15 protein-coding genes are annotated in these 18,726 nt (G+C 67.0%); 8 read left to right on the top strand and 7 right to left on the bottom strand.

Annotated features, from left to right (window positions below):
* The first annotated feature begins 29 nt into the window (after window positions 1-29).
* The 8 genes from lpdA (at window position 30) to ABS761_RS05660 (ending at window position 9,350) form a co-directional block, all read left to right on the top strand.
* The gene (gene lpdA / locus ABS761_RS05695) at window positions 30-1,457 is read left to right on the top strand and encodes a dihydrolipoyl dehydrogenase (protein ID WP_350407152.1); all 1,428 of its coding nucleotides are present in this window, start codon (window positions 30-32) and stop codon (window positions 1,455-1,457) included.
* 10 nt (window positions 1,458-1,467) lie between these two features.
* Entirely contained in the window at window positions 1,468-2,559 is a 1,092-nt protein-coding gene (zapE, locus tag ABS761_RS05690; RefSeq protein WP_350407150.1) for a cell division protein ZapE, read from the top strand.
* Window positions 2,560-2,602: 43 nt separating this feature from the next.
* Window positions 2,603-3,964 carry a tryptophan--tRNA ligase gene (locus tag ABS761_RS05685; RefSeq protein ID WP_350407148.1) on the top strand — a complete coding sequence of 454 codons (1,362 nt, stop codon included), beginning with the start codon at window positions 2,603-2,605 and terminating at the stop codon, window positions 3,962-3,964.
* 36 nt (window positions 3,965-4,000) lie between these two features.
* Window positions 4,001-5,188, top strand: a complete 1,188-nt coding sequence (locus tag ABS761_RS05680; protein ID WP_350407147.1) for an acyl-CoA dehydrogenase — start codon at window positions 4,001-4,003, stop codon at window positions 5,186-5,188.
* 161 nt (window positions 5,189-5,349) lie between these two features.
* Window positions 5,350-5,709 carry a PepSY domain-containing protein gene (locus ABS761_RS05675; RefSeq protein WP_350407146.1) on the top strand — a complete coding sequence of 120 codons (360 nt, stop codon included), beginning with the start codon at window positions 5,350-5,352 and terminating at the stop codon, window positions 5,707-5,709.
* Window positions 5,706-6,182 carry a DUF2271 domain-containing protein gene (locus ABS761_RS05670; protein WP_350407145.1) on the top strand — a complete coding sequence of 159 codons (477 nt, stop codon included), beginning with the start codon at window positions 5,706-5,708 and terminating at the stop codon, window positions 6,180-6,182. The genes ABS761_RS05675 and ABS761_RS05670 overlap by 4 nt, the downstream gene beginning before the upstream one ends.
* Before the next feature lie 5 nt (window positions 6,183-6,187).
* Window positions 6,188-8,395 carry a PepSY domain-containing protein gene (locus ABS761_RS05665; RefSeq protein WP_350407144.1) on the top strand — a complete coding sequence of 736 codons (2,208 nt, stop codon included), beginning with the start codon at window positions 6,188-6,190 and terminating at the stop codon, window positions 8,393-8,395.
* Window positions 8,376-9,350: an FAD:protein FMN transferase gene (locus ABS761_RS05660; protein WP_350407143.1), complete on the top strand. Its 975-nt coding sequence runs from the start codon at window positions 8,376-8,378 to the stop codon at window positions 9,348-9,350. The genes ABS761_RS05665 and ABS761_RS05660 overlap by 20 nt, the downstream gene beginning before the upstream one ends.
* Here the strand turns inward: ABS761_RS05660 and ABS761_RS05655 are convergent.
* The 7 genes from ABS761_RS05655 to ABS761_RS05625 all read right to left on the bottom strand — a co-directional run bounded on the left by ABS761_RS05655 (window position 9,347) and on the right by ABS761_RS05625 (window position 18,725).
* On the bottom strand, window positions 9,347-9,514 hold the full coding sequence (locus ABS761_RS05655) for a hypothetical protein (RefSeq protein WP_350407142.1): 168 nt from the start codon (window positions 9,512-9,514) through the stop codon (window positions 9,347-9,349). The genes ABS761_RS05660 and ABS761_RS05655 overlap by 4 nt on opposite strands.
* 68 nt (window positions 9,515-9,582) lie before the next feature.
* Window positions 9,583-10,803 carry an acetate/propionate family kinase gene (locus ABS761_RS05650; protein ID WP_350407141.1) on the bottom strand — a complete coding sequence of 407 codons (1,221 nt, stop codon included), beginning with the start codon at window positions 10,801-10,803 and terminating at the stop codon, window positions 9,583-9,585.
* The gene (locus ABS761_RS05645; protein ID WP_350407140.1) at window positions 10,800-12,209 is read right to left on the bottom strand and encodes a bifunctional enoyl-CoA hydratase/phosphate acetyltransferase; all 1,410 of its coding nucleotides are present in this window, start codon (window positions 12,207-12,209) and stop codon (window positions 10,800-10,802) included. Before ABS761_RS05645 ends, ABS761_RS05650 begins: the two co-directional genes overlap by 4 nt.
* 17 nt (window positions 12,210-12,226) lie before the next feature.
* A complete protein-coding gene (locus ABS761_RS05640; protein ID WP_350407139.1) occupies window positions 12,227-13,357 on the bottom strand; it encodes an ABC transporter permease in 1,131 nt (376 codons plus the stop codon).
* A gap of 1 nt (window position 13,358) precedes the next feature.
* Window positions 13,359-16,130: a ribosome-associated ATPase/putative transporter RbbA gene (gene rbbA, locus ABS761_RS05635; RefSeq protein WP_350407138.1), complete on the bottom strand. Its 2,772-nt coding sequence runs from the start codon at window positions 16,128-16,130 to the stop codon at window positions 13,359-13,361.
* 4 nt (window positions 16,131-16,134) lie between these two features.
* Window positions 16,135-17,211, bottom strand: a complete 1,077-nt coding sequence (locus tag ABS761_RS05630; RefSeq protein WP_350407137.1) for an HlyD family secretion protein — start codon at window positions 17,209-17,211, stop codon at window positions 16,135-16,137.
* Window positions 17,208-18,725 (bottom strand): efflux transporter outer membrane subunit, encoded by a 1,518-nt coding sequence (locus tag ABS761_RS05625; RefSeq protein WP_350407136.1) that lies wholly within the window; start codon window positions 18,723-18,725, stop codon window positions 17,208-17,210. Before ABS761_RS05625 ends, ABS761_RS05630 begins: the two co-directional genes overlap by 4 nt.
* Between the last annotated feature and the right edge of the window lies 1 nt (window position 18,726).

The following is an 18,726-nucleotide window of genomic DNA, read 5'->3' as shown; positions in this document are numbered from 1 at the left end:
CCGCCTCGAACCCATTTACGAGTACAGTCATGGCAAAACAATTCGATGTGATCGTGATCGGCGCCGGCCCCGGCGGCTATATCGCCGCGATCCGCGCGGCCCAACTCGGCCTGTCGGTGGCCTGCGTGGACGCCTGGTCCAACGCGTCGGGCAAACCCGCCCCCGGCGGCACCTGCACCAATGTCGGATGCATTCCGTCCAAGGCCTTGTTGCAATCCTCCGAGCACTTCGACCAGGTCAACCACCATCTGGCCGATCACGGCATCCAGGTCAAGGGCGTAAGCCTGGACCTGGACAAACTGGTGGGCCGCAAGGACACCGTCGTCAAGCAGAACAACGATGGCATCCTGTACCTGTTCAAAAAGAACAAGGTGTCGTTCTTCCACGGGACCGGCGCCCTGGCCGCCAAGACCGATTTCGGCTGGCTGGTCAAGGTCTCCGGCGCCGCCGAGGACGAGCTCGAGGGTCGGCACGTGATCGTGGCGACGGGTTCGGCCGCCCGCGAGTTGCCGGGTCTGCCTTTCGACGAGACGCAGGTTCTGTCCAATGACGGCGCCCTGCGTATTCCGGCGGTGCCCAAGAAGCTCGGCGTCATCGGCGCGGGCGTGATCGGCCTCGAGATGGGCAGCGTATGGCGCCGCCTGGGGTCCGAGGTCACCATCCTCGAGGCCATGCCAGAGTTTCTCGCCGCCGTCGATCGCGACGTGGCCAAGGAAGCCCAAAAGGCCTACGCCAAGCAGGGCCTGGACATCCAGACCGGCGTGCGCATCGGCGAGGTCAAGACCTCGGCCAAGGGGGTCACCGTCACCTACGCCGACGCGGCGGGCGCCGAGCAGAAGCTCTCGGTCAATCAGTTGATCGTCTCGATCGGCCGCGTGCCCAATACCCAGGGCCTGGGCGCCGACGTCGTGGGCCTGAAGCTCGACGAACGCGGCTTTGTCGTCGTGGACGAGGACTGCCGCAGCAATCTCGCCAACGTCTGGGCGGTCGGCGACGTGGTGCGTGGTCCGATGCTCGCGCACAAGGCCGAGGAGGAAGGCGTGGCGGTCGCCGAGCGCATCGCCGGCCAGCACGGCCACGTGAATTTCGATACGATCCCCTGGGTGATCTACACCTCGCCCGAGGTGGCCTGGGTGGGCAAGACCGAGCAGGCCCTCAAGGCCGATGGCCGCGAGTACAAGGCGGGCAGCTTCCCCTTCATGGCCAACGGGCGCGCGCGGGCGCTGGGCGACACCACGGGCTTCGTCAAGATCCTGGCCGATGCCCGGACCGACGAGGTGCTGGGGGTGCACATCGTGGGACCCATGGCCTCCGAGCTCATCGCCGAGGCGGTGGCCATTATGGAATTCCGTGGCGCGGCCGAGGACATCGCCCGGATCTGCCATGCGCATCCGACCCTCTCGGAAGCCGTCAAGGAGGCCGCGCTCGCGGTCGACAAGCGCACGCTGAACCTGTGATCCGCCCGGCATGAATGTCCGGGAATACTATGAGGAAGCCCTGCGCGAGCGGGGCTTCGTCGCTGACGGGGCCCAGCGGACCGCCGTCGAGCGTCTGCAGCGCTACTACGACGACTGGATCGACTTCAAGCGGCAGCGCTCAAGCCCGCTGAAAAAGCTTTTCCTGCATCCGGTGGTCCCGCGCGGCGTGTACCTGTGGGGCGGGGTGGGGCGGGGCAAGAGCTTCCTGATGGATGCGTTCTACGTGACGGTGCCCGTCAAGCGCAAGACGCGCCTGCACTTTCACGAGTTCATGCGCGGCGTGCACCGCGAGCTGCGCGCGGTCAGCGGCGAGCCGGATCCCCTGGACCATGTGGCGCGCAAGGTGGCCAAGCGCTATCGCCTGATCTGTTTCGACGAGTTCCATGTCTCGGACGTGGCCGATGCCATGATTCTGTATCGCCTGCTGTCCAGGCTCTTCGAATACGGCACCTCCTTCGTCATGACCTCGAACTACGAGCCCTCCACCCTGTATCCGGACGGCCTGCACCGCGATCGCATCCTGCCCGCGATCGACCTGATCGAGGCCCGGATGGACGTGTTGAACGTGGATGCCGGCATCGATTACCGCCGCCTCATGTTGGGTGGCTTGCGCACGTATCTGACGCCGATCACGGCGGCCACGCACGACGAATTGCGGGCGGCCTTCGAGCGTCTGGCGGACACGGCGCCGCAAAAGCCGGTGCTGACCATCGAAAATCGGCAGGTGCAGGCCGTGGCCCTTGCCGGCACGGTGGTCTGGTTCGATTTCGCGACCCTCTGCGGCGGCCCGCGTTCGCAGAACGATTACCTCGAGCTGGTCGACCGCTTCCAGACCGTGATCTTGTCGGACGTCCCATGCATGACACCGCGCCAGGCTTCCGAGGCGCGGCGCTTCACCTGGCTGGTGGATGTGCTCTACGACCATCGGGTCAAGCTCATCCTGTCGGCGCAGTGCCCCGCCGACGAGTTATATACTCAGGGTCCCATGTCCAACGAATTCCACCGCACCGTCTCGCGCCTGATAGAAATGCAGTCGCGCGAGTATCTGGACGAGCAGCGCCGGACGGCGGTGGTGCTCTGACACCCGGCCCTCTTGTGCGCAGCAGTTAACAGGCCCCTATCGCATGACCATCGACACGACGCGCGTCCTCACAGGCATCACGACCTCCGGCACGCCCCACCTGGGCAACTACGCGGGCGCCATCCGTCCCGCCATCCAGTCCAGCACGCAGCCGGGGGTGGATGCGTTCTTTTTCCTGGCCGACTACCATGCGCTGATCAAGTGCGACGAGCCGGCCCGCATTGCCCGTTCGCGCCTCGAGATCGCCGCGACCTGGATCGCCGCCGGCCTGGACCCCGGGCACGTCACTTTTTATCGGCAGTCGGATATTCCCGAGATTCCCGAGCTGTGCTGGATGCTGACCTGCGTCACGGCCAAGGGGCTGATGAACCGGGCCCATGCTTACAAGGCGTCGGTCGACGCCAATGCGGCCAAGGCCGTCGATCCGGACGATGGCGTGACCATGGGCTTATTCTCGTATCCCGTGCTCATGGCCGCCGACATCCTGATGTTCAACGCGCACCGGGTACCGGTCGGACGCGACCAGATCCAGCACCTCGAGATGACGCGCGACATCGCCCAGCGCTTCAACCACCTATACGGCGGGGGCGAGGCCTTGTTCGTGCTGCCCGAGGTCCAGATCGACGAGGAGGTCGCCACCTTGCCGGGCCTGGATGGGCGCAAGATGTCCAAGAGCTATCACAATACGATTCCGCTCTTCGAGGGCGGGGCCAAGGCGCTGCGCGCCGCGGTTGCGCAAATCGTCACGGATTCCCGCCAGCCGGGCGAGCCCAAGGACGCCGAGGGTTCGCATCTGTATACGCTGTACCGAGCCTTCGCCGCGCCCGACGAGAGCCGATCATTTCGCGCCGCCCTGGAGCAGGGCCTGGGCTGGGGCGAGGCCAAGCAGGCCCTGTGCGAGCGGATCGAGGCGCAGATCGGGCCGATGCGCGAACGCTATGCGGACCTGATGGCCCATCCGGAACAGATCGAGGATGTCCTCCAGGCCGGCGCCGCCAAGGCCCGACGCATTGCCGTGCCCTTCATGGCCCGCCTGCGCGAGGCCGTGGGCTTGCGCTCGCCCTCCGGGGCGGCGGTCGGCGGCGGCCGACCCGCCACCGCCGACGGGACGCGCGCCGGTCGTGCGCGGATCGTGTCCTTCCGGGATGAGGACGGCCACTTCCGCCAGCGTTTGTTCGGCGCGGACGGCGCCGAGCTGCTGCTGTCCGAGCCCTTTGGCGACCCCAAGCGGCTCAATGGTCTGACCCGCTCTCTGGTCGGCCGCGATCTGTCCGGCCTGCCGACGGACGGCGACGGTCTGGTCCGCCTAGAGGTCGATGGCCAGTGCTGGGCGCGTATTCCGGCGGATCGTCTGGGCGCGGTCCAGGAGGCCCTGGCATCCTTGTCGACTGCTCGGGTGGGATAACTGTAATCATTGGTGGAATTTTTTCCGGAGACTTTCATGTCCGCTACCCGCCCCCAGTTCCAATGGCTCGACCCTTTGCTGCTGGACCAGCAGTTGAGCGATACCGAGCGCATGGTGCGCGACGCCGCGCGCGCTTATGCGCAGGATCGCTTGCTGCCTCGGGTCCAGCAGGCTTTTCGCCATGAGCGGGCCGAGCCGGCGATCTTCCGCGAAATGGGCGAACTGGGCCTGCTGGGCGCCACGATCTCCGAGCGGTACGGCGGCGCGGGCATGAATGATGTGTGCTACGGGCTGATCGCCCGCGAGGTCGAGCGCATCGATTCCGGCTACCGCTCGATGATGAGCGTGCAGAGCTCCCTGGTCATGGTGCCCATCGAGACGTTCGGCACCACCGCGCAAAAGGAAAAATACCTGCCCAAGCTGGCCTCGGGCGAGTGGATCGGCTGCTTCGGGCTGACCGAGCCCGATCACGGATCCGACCCGGGTTCGATGGCGACGCGGGCGCGGAAGGTGCCGGGCGGTTACCAGCTGACGGGGACCAAGACCTGGATCACCAACAGCCCGATCGCCGATGTGTTCGTGGTCTGGGCCAAGGACGAGGCCGGCGACATCCGCGGCTTCATTCTGGAAAAGGCCTGGAAGGGCCTGTCGGCGCCCGTCATTCACGGCAAAGTCGGCCTGCGCGCCTCGATCACGGGTGAAATCGTGCTGGACGAGGTCTTTGTCCCCGAGGACAACATCTTTCCCGAAGTGCGGGGGCTCAAGGGGCCTTTCACCTGCCTCAATTCCGCCCGCTATGGCATTGCCTGGGGCGCGCTGGGCGCGGCCGAGGCCTGCTATGAGACTGCGCGCCAGTACGTGCTGGACCGCGAGCAGTTTGGCCGCCCCCTGGCCGCCAACCAGTTGGTCCAGAAAAAATTGGCCGACATGCTGACCGAAATCACCCTGGGCCTGCAAGCCGTGCTGCGCGTCGGCCGCCTCAAGGGCGAGGGCATGGCGTGCGTCGAGGCCACCTCGATCATCAAGCGCAATTCCTGCGGCAAGGCCCTGGACATCGCGCGCATGGCACGCGACATGCTGGGTGGCAACGGTATTTCGGATGAATTCTGCGTCGCCCGCCACTTGGTCAATCTCGAGGTGGTCAATACCTACGAGGGCACGCATGATGTGCACGCCCTGATTCTCGGGCGCGCCATCACCGGCATCGCCGCCTTCGCCAACTGAAAGGCCGCCCGGCGATTGGCCGGGCACCAACTTTGATCCTAATCAAGGTCCGGCCTTTCGGGGGCGGCTCGCCACCGCTCGTTCATCTGGCGTCAATGTTTGGGTTCTTACCATGATTTCGACGGCTGCCACCCGGTGGCCGCAACAATAGGAGAACCCACATGCATACGATCCGAACATTCGGTGCCTGTCTGCTGGCGGTCTCGCTGGGGCTGGCCGCCGCGCCGGCATCGGCGAGCGAAGACTGTGAGGTGCCAATCGAGCGCTGGCAGTCGCGGGACGCCGTCGATCAGTTGGCGGGCCGCAAAGGCTGGGATCTGGCGCGCGTAAAGATCGACGATGGTTGCTATGAGATCGCCGGCCGGGACGCCGATGGCCGGTCCTTCAAGGCCACGCTCGATCCTGAAACCCTCGACATCGTCAAGATGAAATACCGGGACCGCTCCGCTCGCCGTCCGCGGGAGGGCGCGCGACCGGATCAATTGAACTCCGAGCGTTCGCCGGAGGGGGGCCGGCCATGAAGACCCTCTCTATTGCCGCTTTACTGGCGGCTAGCGCGCTGGCGGTTCCCGCCTTGGCGCAAAGTCGTACCGTGACCCTGTCGACCACGCTGAAGAACTACGGCGGCGACGGCGCCTATCTGGCCGTGTACCTGACCGATGCCCAGGGCGCCTACGCCGGCACCTTGTGGGTCGCGGGCGGCAAGGCCAAATACTACAAGCATCTGTCGGGTTGGCAGCGCCTGTCGGCGGGGGACGCCGCCCGGCTGGACGGGGTGACCGGCGCGAGTGTCGGCGCGGGCCGCACGCTGACGGTGACGGCGGATCTAGCCGAGGCGCTGTTCGATGCCGGTTATGAGCTGCGTATCGATGCGGCGGTCGAGGACATGCGCGACAGTCCGGCCGAGATCCGCGTGCCGCTGACCGTGGCCGGCGCCGGCCGGGAGACCGCCGGACGACCATTCATCCGATCCTTCAGCTATCAGATTCGGTGATCATCATGCAATGGCGGCGGATACACCGATGGCTGGGCTTGTGGGCGGGCGCGCTGGCTTTGATCGTCGGGGTGAGTGGGGCGGTCCTGGCATTCTTTCCGCTACGCGATGCCTGGCGGGCGGAACCGGTCCCGACCGGCCTGACGGTGGCCGATCTGGCCCGCGGGGTTGCCGATCATGTTCCGGGGGTCGAGGAGCTTCGGCGGCTGCCGGCCGGGGAGGTCGTGGCTTATTCCTTTGACGGCAATCAGGCGCGGGCCCGCCGGATCGATCCCGCCGACGGCACGGTGCTGGGCGACTATCAGGCGTCCGGGGTGCAGCGCTGGTTCCGCAATCTGCACCGATCTTTCTTCCTGGGCGATGCCGGCCGGCTGGGGGTGGCGGGGCTCGCCCTGGCCATGCTGCTGTTGTCGGTCTCCGGGACGGTGATGCTGGCCCGACGCCTGGGCGGCTGGCGCCGCCTTGTGGGCCGGGTTCGTGGAACGTCCGCCCAGCGGGTGCACGCGGTGGCGGGCCGTATCCTGGTGCTGATCCTGGCCTGGCTGTCACTGACGGCGCTGTACATGAGCGCCACGACCTTCGGCCTGATTCCAGCCGATTCGGGTTTCGATCCGGATGTGCTTTCCGCGCCCGGCGATCGCCCCGACCTGCCGGTGGAGGATTTGCCGTTGCTGCGCAGCCTGCCGGCGGATGGCTTGCGCAAGCTGACCTTTCCCGCCGCCGATGATCCCGGGGATGTCTGGGTGGTATCCACGGATCGGGGCGCAGGCTGGATCGATCGACGCAGCGGTCATGTGCTGGCGTGGGAGCCTGCGTCCGTCGGCCGGCAAGTCCAGGAGTGGGCCCATGCGCTGCACACCGGCCAGGGCTTGTGGGCCTGGGCGCTGATCCTGGGTCTGGCCGGATCGAGCCTCCCGGCGTTCTGGGTATCTGGCTTGCTGATCTGGCGTCAGGGCCGGGGCCGGGTCCCGCGGCTGAGGGACAACCGTCCGGCAAGGCGCGCCGATATCCTGATCTTCGTGGCCAGTGAGGGAGGCACCACCTGGGGGTTCGCCCAGGCGCTGCACGAGGCCTGCGCACGCAATGGCCATGCAGTCCATACCGCTGCGCTGGAGCGGTTCGAGGTGCCCGAGTCCGCGCGTCAGGTATTCGTGCTGGCCGCCACCTATGGCGAGGGCCAGGCGCCGGCCCACGCCACCCGGGCGCTGGACCGGATCACAGGCTTGCCATTGGGGTCCGTTCCGGTCACGGTCCTGGGTTTTGGCGATCGCCAGTTTCCCGCCTTTTGCGCGTATGCCGAGGCCGTGGAGCGGGTGCTGCGGGGCCGCGGCTGGTCTCGAACCTTGCCGCTGGAGTGCATCCACCAGCAGTCTGCACAGCAGTTCGAGCGCTGGGGGGTGGCCCTCTCGCGGGCCCTCGGGGAAACGCTGGTGTTGGACTACGTGCCTCGGGTCCCCCCCAGCGTTGCGCTGGAGCTGATCGGACGCGAGGAGTATGTGGGCGGCGCCAATGGGCCGACGGTCGTGCTGCGCTTTCGCTGGTCCGATCCGGGCTGGGTCGACCGTTTGCGCGGACGGGGCATGCCGCGTTTCGAGGCGGGGGATCTGGTCGGCGTCGTGCCGCCCGCCAGCCCGGTGCCCCGCTACTATTCGCTGGCGTCGAGCCGCCGGGACGGATTTCTGGAAATCTGCGTGCGTCGGCTGCCCGGCGGCGTCTGTTCCGGTTTTCTGCATGGACTCGAGCCTGGGGAGCGCGTTCGGGCGTTCATCAAGCCCAATCCGGGCTTCACCCTGGAGGGCGGACAGCGTCCGGTGGCACTGATCGGCGCCGGAACAGGGGTGGCCCCCCTGGCCGGTTTCATTCGCGACAATATCGGCAAAGTTCCGATGTTCCTGTATTTCGGTGCCCGTCATCCCGCTGAGGACTTTTATTTCGGCGAGGCGATCCGGGGTTGGCTGGCCGACGGCCGCTTGTCGGGCCTGGTGACCGCCTTTTCCCGGGTGCCGGATGGGGGCGGCTATGTCCAGGATGCCTTGCGCCGCGATGCGGATCGCCTGCGCGCGCTGGTCTCCGAAGGCGCCGCGCTGCGGGTTTGCGGCAGCCGGCCGATGGCGGCCGGTGTGGCCGAGGCCCTGGATGACATCCTCGGAGCCATCGGCCTGGACGTGCGGCGGCTGCGCGAAGGAGGGCGTTATGCCGAAGACGTGTTCTGAGGCCGGGATGTCCGTATTGAGCGGCCCGACGATGGGGACCCGCTGGTCCGCGCGCTATCGGGCCGGTGTCGGCACCGATCATCAGGCGCTTGCACGCGAGCTCGAGGAGGCGGTGGCCTGCGTGGATCGGCAGATGTCCCCATGGCAAGCGGACAGCGATCTGATGCGCCTGAACCGGGCCGCACCTGGCGAGTGGGTGGCCCTGCCACCGGACATTCTGGCCGTGCTGGCATGCGCCCTGGATGTTGGCCGCCGCAGCGGCGGCGCCTTCGACGCGGCCGTCGGCGGGCTGGTGAACGCCTGGGGGTTTGGCGCGGAACGGGATGCGCCGGATCCCGAGGCTGTTCGTCAGGCGGTCGCGGAGCATCATTTTGCGCATCGTGCCCTCACCCTGGATCGCGCGCGCGGCCGGGCCTGCAAGCAAGCGCCCATGATCCTGGATTTGTGCGGGATCGCCAAGGGCTATGCCGTGGACCTCATGGCGGCCGTGATGGAGCGACACGGGATCGGCCATGCCTTGCTATCGTTGGATGGCGAGCTGCGGGCGCTGGGCGGGCGGGAGGACGGGCAGCCTTGGGCCGTGGCCCTGGAGAGTCCGCGCGACGGTGTGCGTGCCGCCCGGGGGGTGATCGAGCTCGTGGATCTGTCCGTGGCGACTTCGGGGGACTACCGGCGCTGGTTCCGCTTGGGGTCCGAGCGCCTCGCGCACTCCATGGATGGGCGCCGTGTGGCGCCGGTGCGCAATGCCGTCGCATCCGTCACGGTGCTGGCGGCCGACTGCATGAGCGCGGATGCCTGGGCCACGGCGCTGCTGGTGGCCGGCCCCGGCGAGGGGCCGGCGCTGGCGCAGCGCCAGGGACTGGAGGCCTTGTTCCTGTTGCGCCGCGAGGGGCAGCTGGTTGAGTGGGGGGTGGGCCGCTTTGGTGAGGATCGGGGCGGACCGGCGCTCGCTTAGCCGAAGACGTCGATGGCCTTGCCGATGATGGCGTACAGGACAGCCAGAAAGCCGATCCCCAGCAGGACGATGCCTGGATTGCGATCGCGCATGCCGAAACCGATGAAGGTGGCGATGACGCCGAGGATGAAGATCACCAGAATCGTGTTGTTGTGCAGGAACATTCAGTGGGCCTCGACGTAGAGTGGCTGGCAGCCCCATGATAGGGGTTTGTCCGTCCGCCAGCCTTGAGTTAGGACAAGGTCGCCCGCGCGCGGGCCAGCAGGTCGCCTGCGTGGCGGGCCGCGACCCATTCTTCGTTGGTGGGCTCCATGGCGACTCGCACGGCACTGCTGGCGATCGAGAGGGTCGTGGCCTGCGCCGCATTGGCCTCCGGATCCAGCGACACGCCCAGCCAGGCCAGGCCCTCGCAGACACGCCGGCGCAGCTCGACACTGTGTTCGCCGATTCCGGCCGTGAAGACCAACATGTCCAGCCCGCCCAGCACGGCCGTCAGCGCGCCGATCTCACGCACGATTCGGCGCACATACAGGTCCAGGGCCAGCCGGGCGCGTGGCGCCTGGGCTTCCGCCGCCAGCAGGTCGCGGGGATCGGCCGAGATGCCCGACACGCCCTTCAGGCCGGATTCATGGTACAGAATCCGGCCGACGTCCTCGAGGCTGAGCCGCTCGATCTCCATCAGATAGAGCAAGGCTCCCGGATCCAGGGCGCCGGTGCGGGTGCCCATCATCAGGCCATCCAGCGAGGAAAAGCCCATGGTGGTCGCCTGGCTGCGCAGTTCGCGCATGGCGCACAGGCTGGCGCCGCTGCCCAGGTGGGCCGCGATCAGCCGGCCATGTGCGAGCTCTCCGTGCCGCTCGGCCAGGGCGATGGACAGGTATTCGTAGGACAGGCCATGGAAGCCGTAGCGGCGCAGGCCCCGTTCCCAGGCATCGTAGGGCAGGGGCAGCATCTGCTCGACTTGTGGCATCGTATGGTGGAATGCCGTGTCGAAGCATGCGATCTGGGGCAGCTCTGGCTGCTGGCGCAGCAGGATGTCGATGGCCTCGAGCGCAAAAGGCTGGTGCAGCGGCGCCAAGGGGATGTAGCTGCGCAGGTCCTCTAGCGTGGCGGCGTCGATGCGCGCCGGCGTGGAGTATCGGCGACCGCCGTGCACGACCCGGTGGGCGGCGGCCACGAGGCGACCCTGGCCCAGGCGGGCCCGCACGCGCCGCAGGATCAGATCCAGGGCGCTGCGGTAGGGGTGGGCCTCGTCGAGATCGATCGGAAACGCCGTCACGCCGGTTTCACCGAAATCCGGTCGTGTGCCGCCGATTCCCTGGACCTTGCCGTTCCAGGCGGGACGCCGTGGGGGTGGATCCGCTGCGGCATCGAACAGGGCGAACTTGATGCTCGACGAGCCGCAGTTCAGGACCAGGATCAATTCCTGCGGCGCAGGGTGCTCGAAGGTCATGGCGGAGCGCTCCGATAGTGGTGCGCCAGCAGCAGCGCCAGGGCGCAGGATGCGATGCGCGATTCGTAGGTGTCGGCCCGGCTGGTCAGGACGATCGGCACGCGGGCGCCGAGTACCAGGCCGGCGCTGGCGGCGTCTCCCAGGTACATCAATTGTTTGGCCAGCATATTGCCGCTTTCCAGGTCGGGCGCCACCAGGATGTCAGCTTGGCCGGCGACATCCGAGTGGATGCCCTTGATGCGGGCCGCGGCCTGTGAGATTGCGTTGTCGAAGGCGAGCGGTCCGTCCAGACGCCCGCCGCTGATCTGGCCGCGGTCAGCCATCTTGCACAGGGCGGCCGCGTCCAGAGTCGCGGGCATGGCGGCGCTGACCGTTTCCACCGCGGCGAGGATGGCCACGCGCGGGTCGCTCACACCGATCGCGTGGGCCAGGTCGATGGCGTTGCGGATGATGTCGGCCTTCTGGTCGAGCGTCGGCGCGATATTGATGGCGGCGTCGGTGATGATGAAGGGGCGCGGGTACTGCGGTGTCTGCATCAGGTAGCAGTGGCTGACCCGGCGTTTGGTGCGCAGCCCATCGCGGCGTACCACGGCCGCCATCAGCTCGTCGGTGTGCAGACTGCCTTTCATCAGCGCCTCGACCTCGCCGGCGCGGACCAATGCGACGGCCTGGTCGGCAGCGGCATGGCTATGAGGCACATCGCGAATATCCAATCCATCAAGCGTCGCTCCCAGGCTTTGCGCGGCCTGCTCGAGCCGGGCTCGTGGGGCGACCAGAACGGGTTCGATCAGGCCCTCGTGGTGCGCATCGAGCGCCGCCTTCAAGCTGATCTCGTCGCAGGGGTGGACAACGGCCACCCGAATTGCGTCCAGCGTGCGGACGTGGGCGAGCAGGGTGCGGAGGCCATTTTCGGCCGGCTCCCGGATGTGGATGTCGGGCAGCGTGGTGCGGATGCGTTCGACGGGTTCCTCGGGGGCCTGGACGAGGGCCTCGCCCTCGATGGCGACCGTGCCGTCTGGCAGCGTGCAGATGCAGGCCAGGCGGACGCGCTGTTGCGCCTTTTCCAGATCCGTGACCCGGACCTCGACGGTGACCCTGTCGCCCACGCGCACCGGTGCGCGGAAATTCAGGCTCTGGCTCAAGTAGATGGTGCCGGGACCCGGCAGTTGTGTGCCCAGCACGGCCGAGATCAGTGAGGCGCCCCACATGCCATGGGCGATGATGCCGTGGAATGGGGTGTGGGCGGCGTAGTCGGGGTCCAGATGCTGGGGGTTGACGTCGCCCGAGACGGCTGCGAATAGTTGGATGTCGCGGATGCCGAGGGTGCGTTCGATGCGGGCATGGTCGCCCACGGCAAGTTCATCGAAGGTTCGGTTGCGCAGGGTGCTCAGTGAGGGATCGCTCATAGGAATGTTCCGCCGTTTCAGGCCATGGCGCCGATGGCCGTGCGAAAGCGCCGCAAGGACAAGTAGAACATAATCGAGCCAATGGCCAGGAGGGAAAGGAAGGCCGGCCAGACCACGCTGAATCCGGCGCCGCGGTACAAGATCGCCTGCCCCAGCTCGACAAAGTGCGTCGTTGGAGCGGCCAGCATCAGGTCCTGGACGAACGGCGGCATGCTCTCGCGCGGCGTGCTGCCGCCCGACAACATCTGCAGGGGCAGCAGGATCAGGATCATCAGCATGCCGAACTGGGGCATATTGCGCGCCAGGGTGGCCAGCCAGATGCCCATGGCCGTCATGGCGAACAGGTGCAGGGTGGTGCCGACGAAGAACAGCGGCAGCGACCCCTCGATTGGCACCTGCAGCAGGCCGCGCACGATGCCGTTGAGCGACAGGGCGGCGGCGACCAGCACCACCAGGCTCATGGACCAGACTTTCGAGAGCATGATCTGGTTCGGCGTCACGGGCATGACCAGCAAGTGTTCGATGGTGCCATGCTCCCGTTCGCGGATCAGAGCGGCACCGGTCAGGATCAGAGACAGCATGGTGATCTGGTTGATGATCTGCATCAGGCTGCCGAACCAGGCGTTTTCCAGGGCAGGATTGAATCGCGCGCGCAGGACCAGCTCCACCGGCGGCACGCTGGCCGGTCGGCGCGCGCGCATGAACGCCTCGATCTCGCCTTGGATGATCTGCTGGATGTGGGCGTTGCCGGTGAACGCCTGGCTCATGCGCGTCGCGTCCACGTTGATCTGGATTTCCGCCGTCCGCCCGGCCAGCACGTTGCGCTGAAAATTCGGTGGAATGTTGAGCGCGAAGGTATAGCGGCCGGTGTCCATGCCGGGATCCACTTGCTCCTGGCCGATCATGGCCGGCGAAAGGAATTGCGGAGGGTAGAAGGCGGCCGTGATTTGCTGCGACAGCGGGGAATGGTCCTCGTCGACGATGGCGATCGGGACGTGGTGCAGGGTTTCAGGGATTGCCGTGGCGGCGGTGTAGACCGAAACCGTGAAGGAAAAGGCGATCAGCACGAGCATGACGGGATCGCGCCATAGGCTCCACAGTTCTTTAATGCCCAACCACCAGATCGTTCGAAGGGAATGAGGCGCCATCTCAGCGTTCCTGCTTGCGAAGCAAGGCGATGGCTGTGCCCAGGATGATCGGGACGGACAGCGCCATGGGCCAGATCGACGGCCACAGGTCGCGGAATGCCAGCGCCTTGTTGAAGACCCCCCGGCTGATGGTGAACATGTGGGCGGCCGGGTAGACCTCGCCGACGATCCGCCCCAGGCCCTCCATCGAGCTGACTGGATCCATCAGGCCCGAGAACTGGACCGCCGGGATCAGGGTGGCCATCATGGTGAAGAACATCGCGGCGATCTGGCTGCGTGTCAGGGCCGAGGCCAGCAGGCCCAGGCCGGTGGAGGCGATGCAGTACACAATGCCGGTCAGTGCCAGGGTGGCGACACTGCCCTTGATCGGCACCTCGAATACGGTGACTGCCAACAGGCACATGGCCGCGAAGTTCAGCAGGGCCAGGCCGATGTAGGGGATCTGTTTTCCCAGCAGAAACTCCGTGCGGGTCACGGGAGTGACGTACAGATTGATGATTGAGCCGATTTCCTTTTCACGAACCACGGCCAGTGCGGTCAGCATGGCCGGCAGCATGATCAGCAGCAGCGGGATGACCACGGGCACCATGGCAGGCAGGCTGCGTACATCCGGGTTGTAGCGAAAGCGGGTCTCGAGGGTTGCCTGGGCCGCCACCGATAGGCCCAGGCGCTCGCGCGCTTGTTGCGCCAACCAATGCTGGTGCATCCCCTGGACGTAGCCCTGGACGGTCTCGGCACGTTGTGGCATGGCGCCGTCGATCCAGGCGCTGATTTCCGCTCTGCGGCCGCGCAGCAGGTCGCCGGCGAATCCCGGAGGAATTTCGATCGCCAGCGATAGTTCGCCGCTGCGCATGCGGCTATCCATGTCGGCCTCGTCGAGGATAGGGGGGTGTTCGACGAAATAGCGCGATCCGGCGAGGTTCAGCACATAGTCGCGACTGACGGTGCTCTGATCCCGGTCGAGGACCGCAAAGCGCAGATTCTCGACATCCATGCTGATGCCGAAGCCGATCACGAACATCAGCACCAGGGATCCCAGCAGGGCCAGTGTGCCGCGCACCGGGTCGCGCCGTAGTTCCATGGATTCGCGCCGCATGGTGCTGAGCAGCCGTGCGAGGCTGAAGGGGCGGATGCGGACGGTGGGTGCCGCACTGTCGAGTCGACCGCTGGGTGCGACTGCTCCGGCCGAGGTGTACGCGGGGGGCGCCGGGTTGTTTTCAGCCTCCAGCAAGTAGCCGATGAAGGCTTCCTCCAGGGTGTGGGCGCCACGTTTGCGCATCAATTCGGCCGGGCGATCGCTGTCGAGCACCCGGCCGGCATGCATCATGGACATGCGATCGCAGCGTTCGGCCTCGTTCATGAAGTGGGTGGAAATGAAGATCGTCACCCGGTCGCGCCGTGATAGGGTGACCAGCAACTGCCAGAATTCGTCCCGCGCCACAGGGTCCACGCCCGAGGTCGGTTCGTCCAGAATCAGCAGCTCGGGTTCGTGAACCATGGCCACGGCCAATGACAGGCGCTGGCGTATGCCCAGCGGCAGACTCACGGGCAGCATGTCCAGCACATCGACCAGATCGAACCGCACCACCATGGCCTGGACCCGTTCATCGATCTTGTCGGGCGGGACTTGAAACAGGCGGGCGTGCAGGACCAGGTTCTGCCGGACGGTCAGTTCTCCATAGAGCGAAAAGGACTGCGACATATAGCCGACCCGACGGCGCACCCCCAGGTCATCGGGGTCGATTTCGCGGCCGAACAGCCAGGCCCGGCCCTCACTGGCCGGCAGCAGTCCGGTCAGCATTTTCATGGTGGTGGTTTTGCCGCAGCCGTTCGAGCCGAGAAAGCCGAAAATTTCGCCCCGGCGAATGCGGAAACTGACGTGGTCGACCGCGACGAAGTTGCCGAAGCGCATGGTCAGATCATGGGCTTCGATCGCGATATCGTCGGCGGTGTCGTCGGGCAATGGAGGGATGTCGACGGGCGCGTGACGCGCGCGCTTGGCGGCAGGCAGCAGGCCGATGAAGGCGGATTCCAGCGTTGCCTGCCCCGTGCTGGCCAACAGTTCAGCCGGCGTGCCGGTCGCGAGGACACGGCCTTCGTCCATGGCGATCAGCCAGTCGGCGCCTTGTGCCTCGTCCATGTAGGCGGTGGCGACGATGACGCTTGTGGCGCTTTCCAGGGTCGGCTGGCCGCTGGATGCGCCACCGCGGATGCGGGCGATCAGGTCCCAGAATTGAGCGCGAGCCAGGGGGTCCACGCCGGTCGTCGGTTCGTCCAGGATCAGGAAGTCCGGGTCGTGGATCAGAGCGCAGCACAGGCTGAGCTTTTGTTTCATGCCTCCGGAGAGCTTGCCGGCCGGACGCGACAGGAAGGGATACAGGCCGGTGCTGCGCGTCAACTCGTCGATGCGGCGGCGGTGCTCGGCCGCCCCATGACCGAACAGGCGGGCGAAGAACTGCAGGTTTTCCTCGACCGACAGCGTGGGATAGAGGTTTTTTCCCAAGCCTTGTGGCATGTAGGCGATACGCGGACAGGTTCGGCCGCGGTGGGCGCGTTGCGCCATATTGCCGCCCAGGACCTCGACCCGCCCATCCTGGATGATCCGCGCGCCGGCCAGGATCGACAGAAGTGTGGATTTGCCCACGCCGTCCGGGCCGATGAGGCCGATCATGCGGCCTGCCGGAATGTCGAGGTCGATGTGCTCCAGCGCCTGGGTTTTGCCGTAGCGGTGGTTCAACCCCTGGATCCGCGCCACGAAAGCGTGCCGTCTCATCGGCTCACTCGGGCAGGCGGGTGGTCAGTGACGCCGGCCAGGGCAGCGAGGCGTCGGTGCGCACCCAGGCGACACCGGGCAGGCCGGTTTTGACGTGTTCCAGGTGCTTGAGCAGAAGGTCTCGTGGAATGCGTGCCTTGACACGGAACATGAGCTTTTGGCGTTCGCTCGCGGTCTCCACGGTTTTGGGGGTGAATTGCGCCTGGCCGGCGACGAAGGATATTTCGGCGGGGATCGCGTATTGAGGGGCGGCATCCAGCACGATGCGTACCTCACTGCCCATGGCCAGACGTCCGGCGACCGTTTCGGGCATAAAGAAGGTCATGGTCACGTCGGCCAGGTCCAACAGGTTGAGCACACGTCCGCCGGCGCCCAGGACCTCCCCGGGTTGGGCGACACGCATCTGGATGCGGCCGTCGCGTGGCGCTTTCAGGCGGCTGTCTTCGAGGTCGGCCTGGATGCGGGCGACGGTGGCGGCGGCGGCCGCCACGGCCGATTCAGCGCCGATCCGGTCGGCCTGTGCGGCGGAGATGCCGGCCTGGGCAGACACGACTTGAGCCTGTGCGGCGGCCAGCCCCGCCTCGGCGCTGTATAGGCGCGCCTGGTCGTCGTCCAGCTCTTGTTGCGAGGCGGCTCCGCGCTGGGCCAGTGAGCGGGAGCGGTTCAAGCGCTGCCGCGCGGCGAACAGATCGCTTTCCCGCTGCTTGACGATGGCTTGCGCCGTGGCGGCATCGCTTTGCCGCAGAGCGACCTGGGCCTGTGCGGCGATTGCGGCGTGGCCGGCCTGGCGCTCGCGGGCGCGGGCTTCGTCGAGTTGAGCCTTGAGGGAGTCCAGATTCATGACGGCCAGGGTTTGCCCCGCTTGCACGAAATCGCCTTCGTTGACCAGGATTTGTTCGATGCGGCCTGGTAGCCGAGTCGCGATGTCGATTTCGGTGGCTTCGAGCCGGCCGTTGCCCCGCTCGAAGCCGGGCCCTGGACCTTGGTCCTGGGACCAGTGCCAGATACCGTAGGCGCCGACGGCGATGAGGGCGACGAGGATCAGCGGCAGGAATTTCCTGATGTGGGTGGTGAGAGTCATAGGGGGAGGAGAACGTTAGGGGCGGGGGCTGCGGCGGTATCCGCCGAGGCAGGCGCGTCGGCTGGGACCTGGCCGGTGCCGCCGCCCAGCGCCGTATACAGGGCGACCTGACTCGACAGCCAGGCGCGGCGGACCTGGACCAACTGCTGTTGGGCGCTCAGCGAGTCCCGCTCGGCATCCAGGACCTCTAGATAGGGCGTGGCGCCGCTGTCGTAGCGTAGTTGGGCCAGACCGGCTCGCTCGGCCTGCGTTTGCGCCATGCGGGCCTGGATGGCCAGTTGCTCGGCCAGCCCCTGGCGCGCGGACAGGGCGTCGGACACCTCGCGGAAGGCGGCCTGGATGCTGCGCTCGTAGGTAGCCACGGCCATGTCACGGCGGATTTCGGCGACGTCCAGGCTGGCGCGCAGGCGCCCGGCTGTGAAGATCGGCACCTGGATCACGGGGGCAAAGACCCAGGCCTTGCTGCCGCCGTCGAACAGCCCATCGAGCTCGGCACTGGCCGAACCGATGCTCGAGGTCAGGGCGATGCGCGGCAGGAAGGCGGCCCGGGCGGCGCCGATCCGAGCGTGGGCGGCCCGCAGTTGGGCCTCGGCCGCCTGGATGTCAGGGCGGGCCAGCAGGACTTCAGAGGGCAGGCCCGGTTCCAGCCGGGTCAGCCAGGTCGATTCCAGTGTGATGCCGTCCATGGGCGCCAATCCGGGGTCGGTGCCCGTCAGCAAGGTCAACGCGTGGGCAGCGGCGGCCCGTTCCTGTTTCAATTGGGCTTGCAGCGCCTGGGCCTGGATCAGCAGGGTGCGCACTTGGGTCAGTTCCAGTTCGGACGAGGAGCCCACCGCCAGGCGCTGCTCGAAAATATTCAGGGACTGCCGGCGGTTGTGGACCGCCTGGTTCGCCAGAAAGGCGCGCTGGTCCAGTTCCCGCAGCGCCAATACCGAATCGGCCACTTGCCGCACCAGCGCGACCTGGAAGGCCTGGCGGGCAGCCTCCGTGGCCAGCCAGTCGTCGAGTGCGGCATCCTTCAAATTGCGGATCCGGCCCCAAAGGTCGATTTCCCAGTTGCTCAGGCCGATGCCGGCCTGGTGCCGGGACTGGATCTGAGGTTGGCCGGTCAGGTTGAGGTCGCCGGGTACGTGGCTGCGCTCGGTGCCGCCTTGGGCGCCGATCGATGGCGGCAGATCCGATCGCTGGATACGATAGGCGGCCTCGGCCTCGCGCACGCGCAGGGCGGCCAGGCGCAGATCGCGGTTGTGCGCCAGCGCCAGGCCGATCAGCCGGCGCATGTCGGCGTCCTGGAAATAATGTGACCAGTCGAGCTCGTCCAGCGCGCGGGCGGCGGCCGTGCCGGTGTCGGCTGGCCAGGCATCGGCGACCGGCAGGGGCGGAATTCGAGTTTCGGGGGCCAGGTTGACGCATGCCGGGAGGATCAGCAGCAGGCAGGCCGCACCCAGGGCGCGGGTGATGTCGGCGGCCCGCCCGCGCTTGCGCCGCGGGCCCTCGGGATTGCACGGCATCATG

The sequence above is a fragment of the Castellaniella sp. GW247-6E4 genome, from assembly GCF_040276065.1.
Lineage (GTDB): Bacteria > Pseudomonadota > Gammaproteobacteria > Burkholderiales > Burkholderiaceae_B > Castellaniella.
The sequence above is the reverse complement of the archived record's forward strand: the minus strand, read 5'-3'. Positions and strand labels throughout refer to the sequence as shown.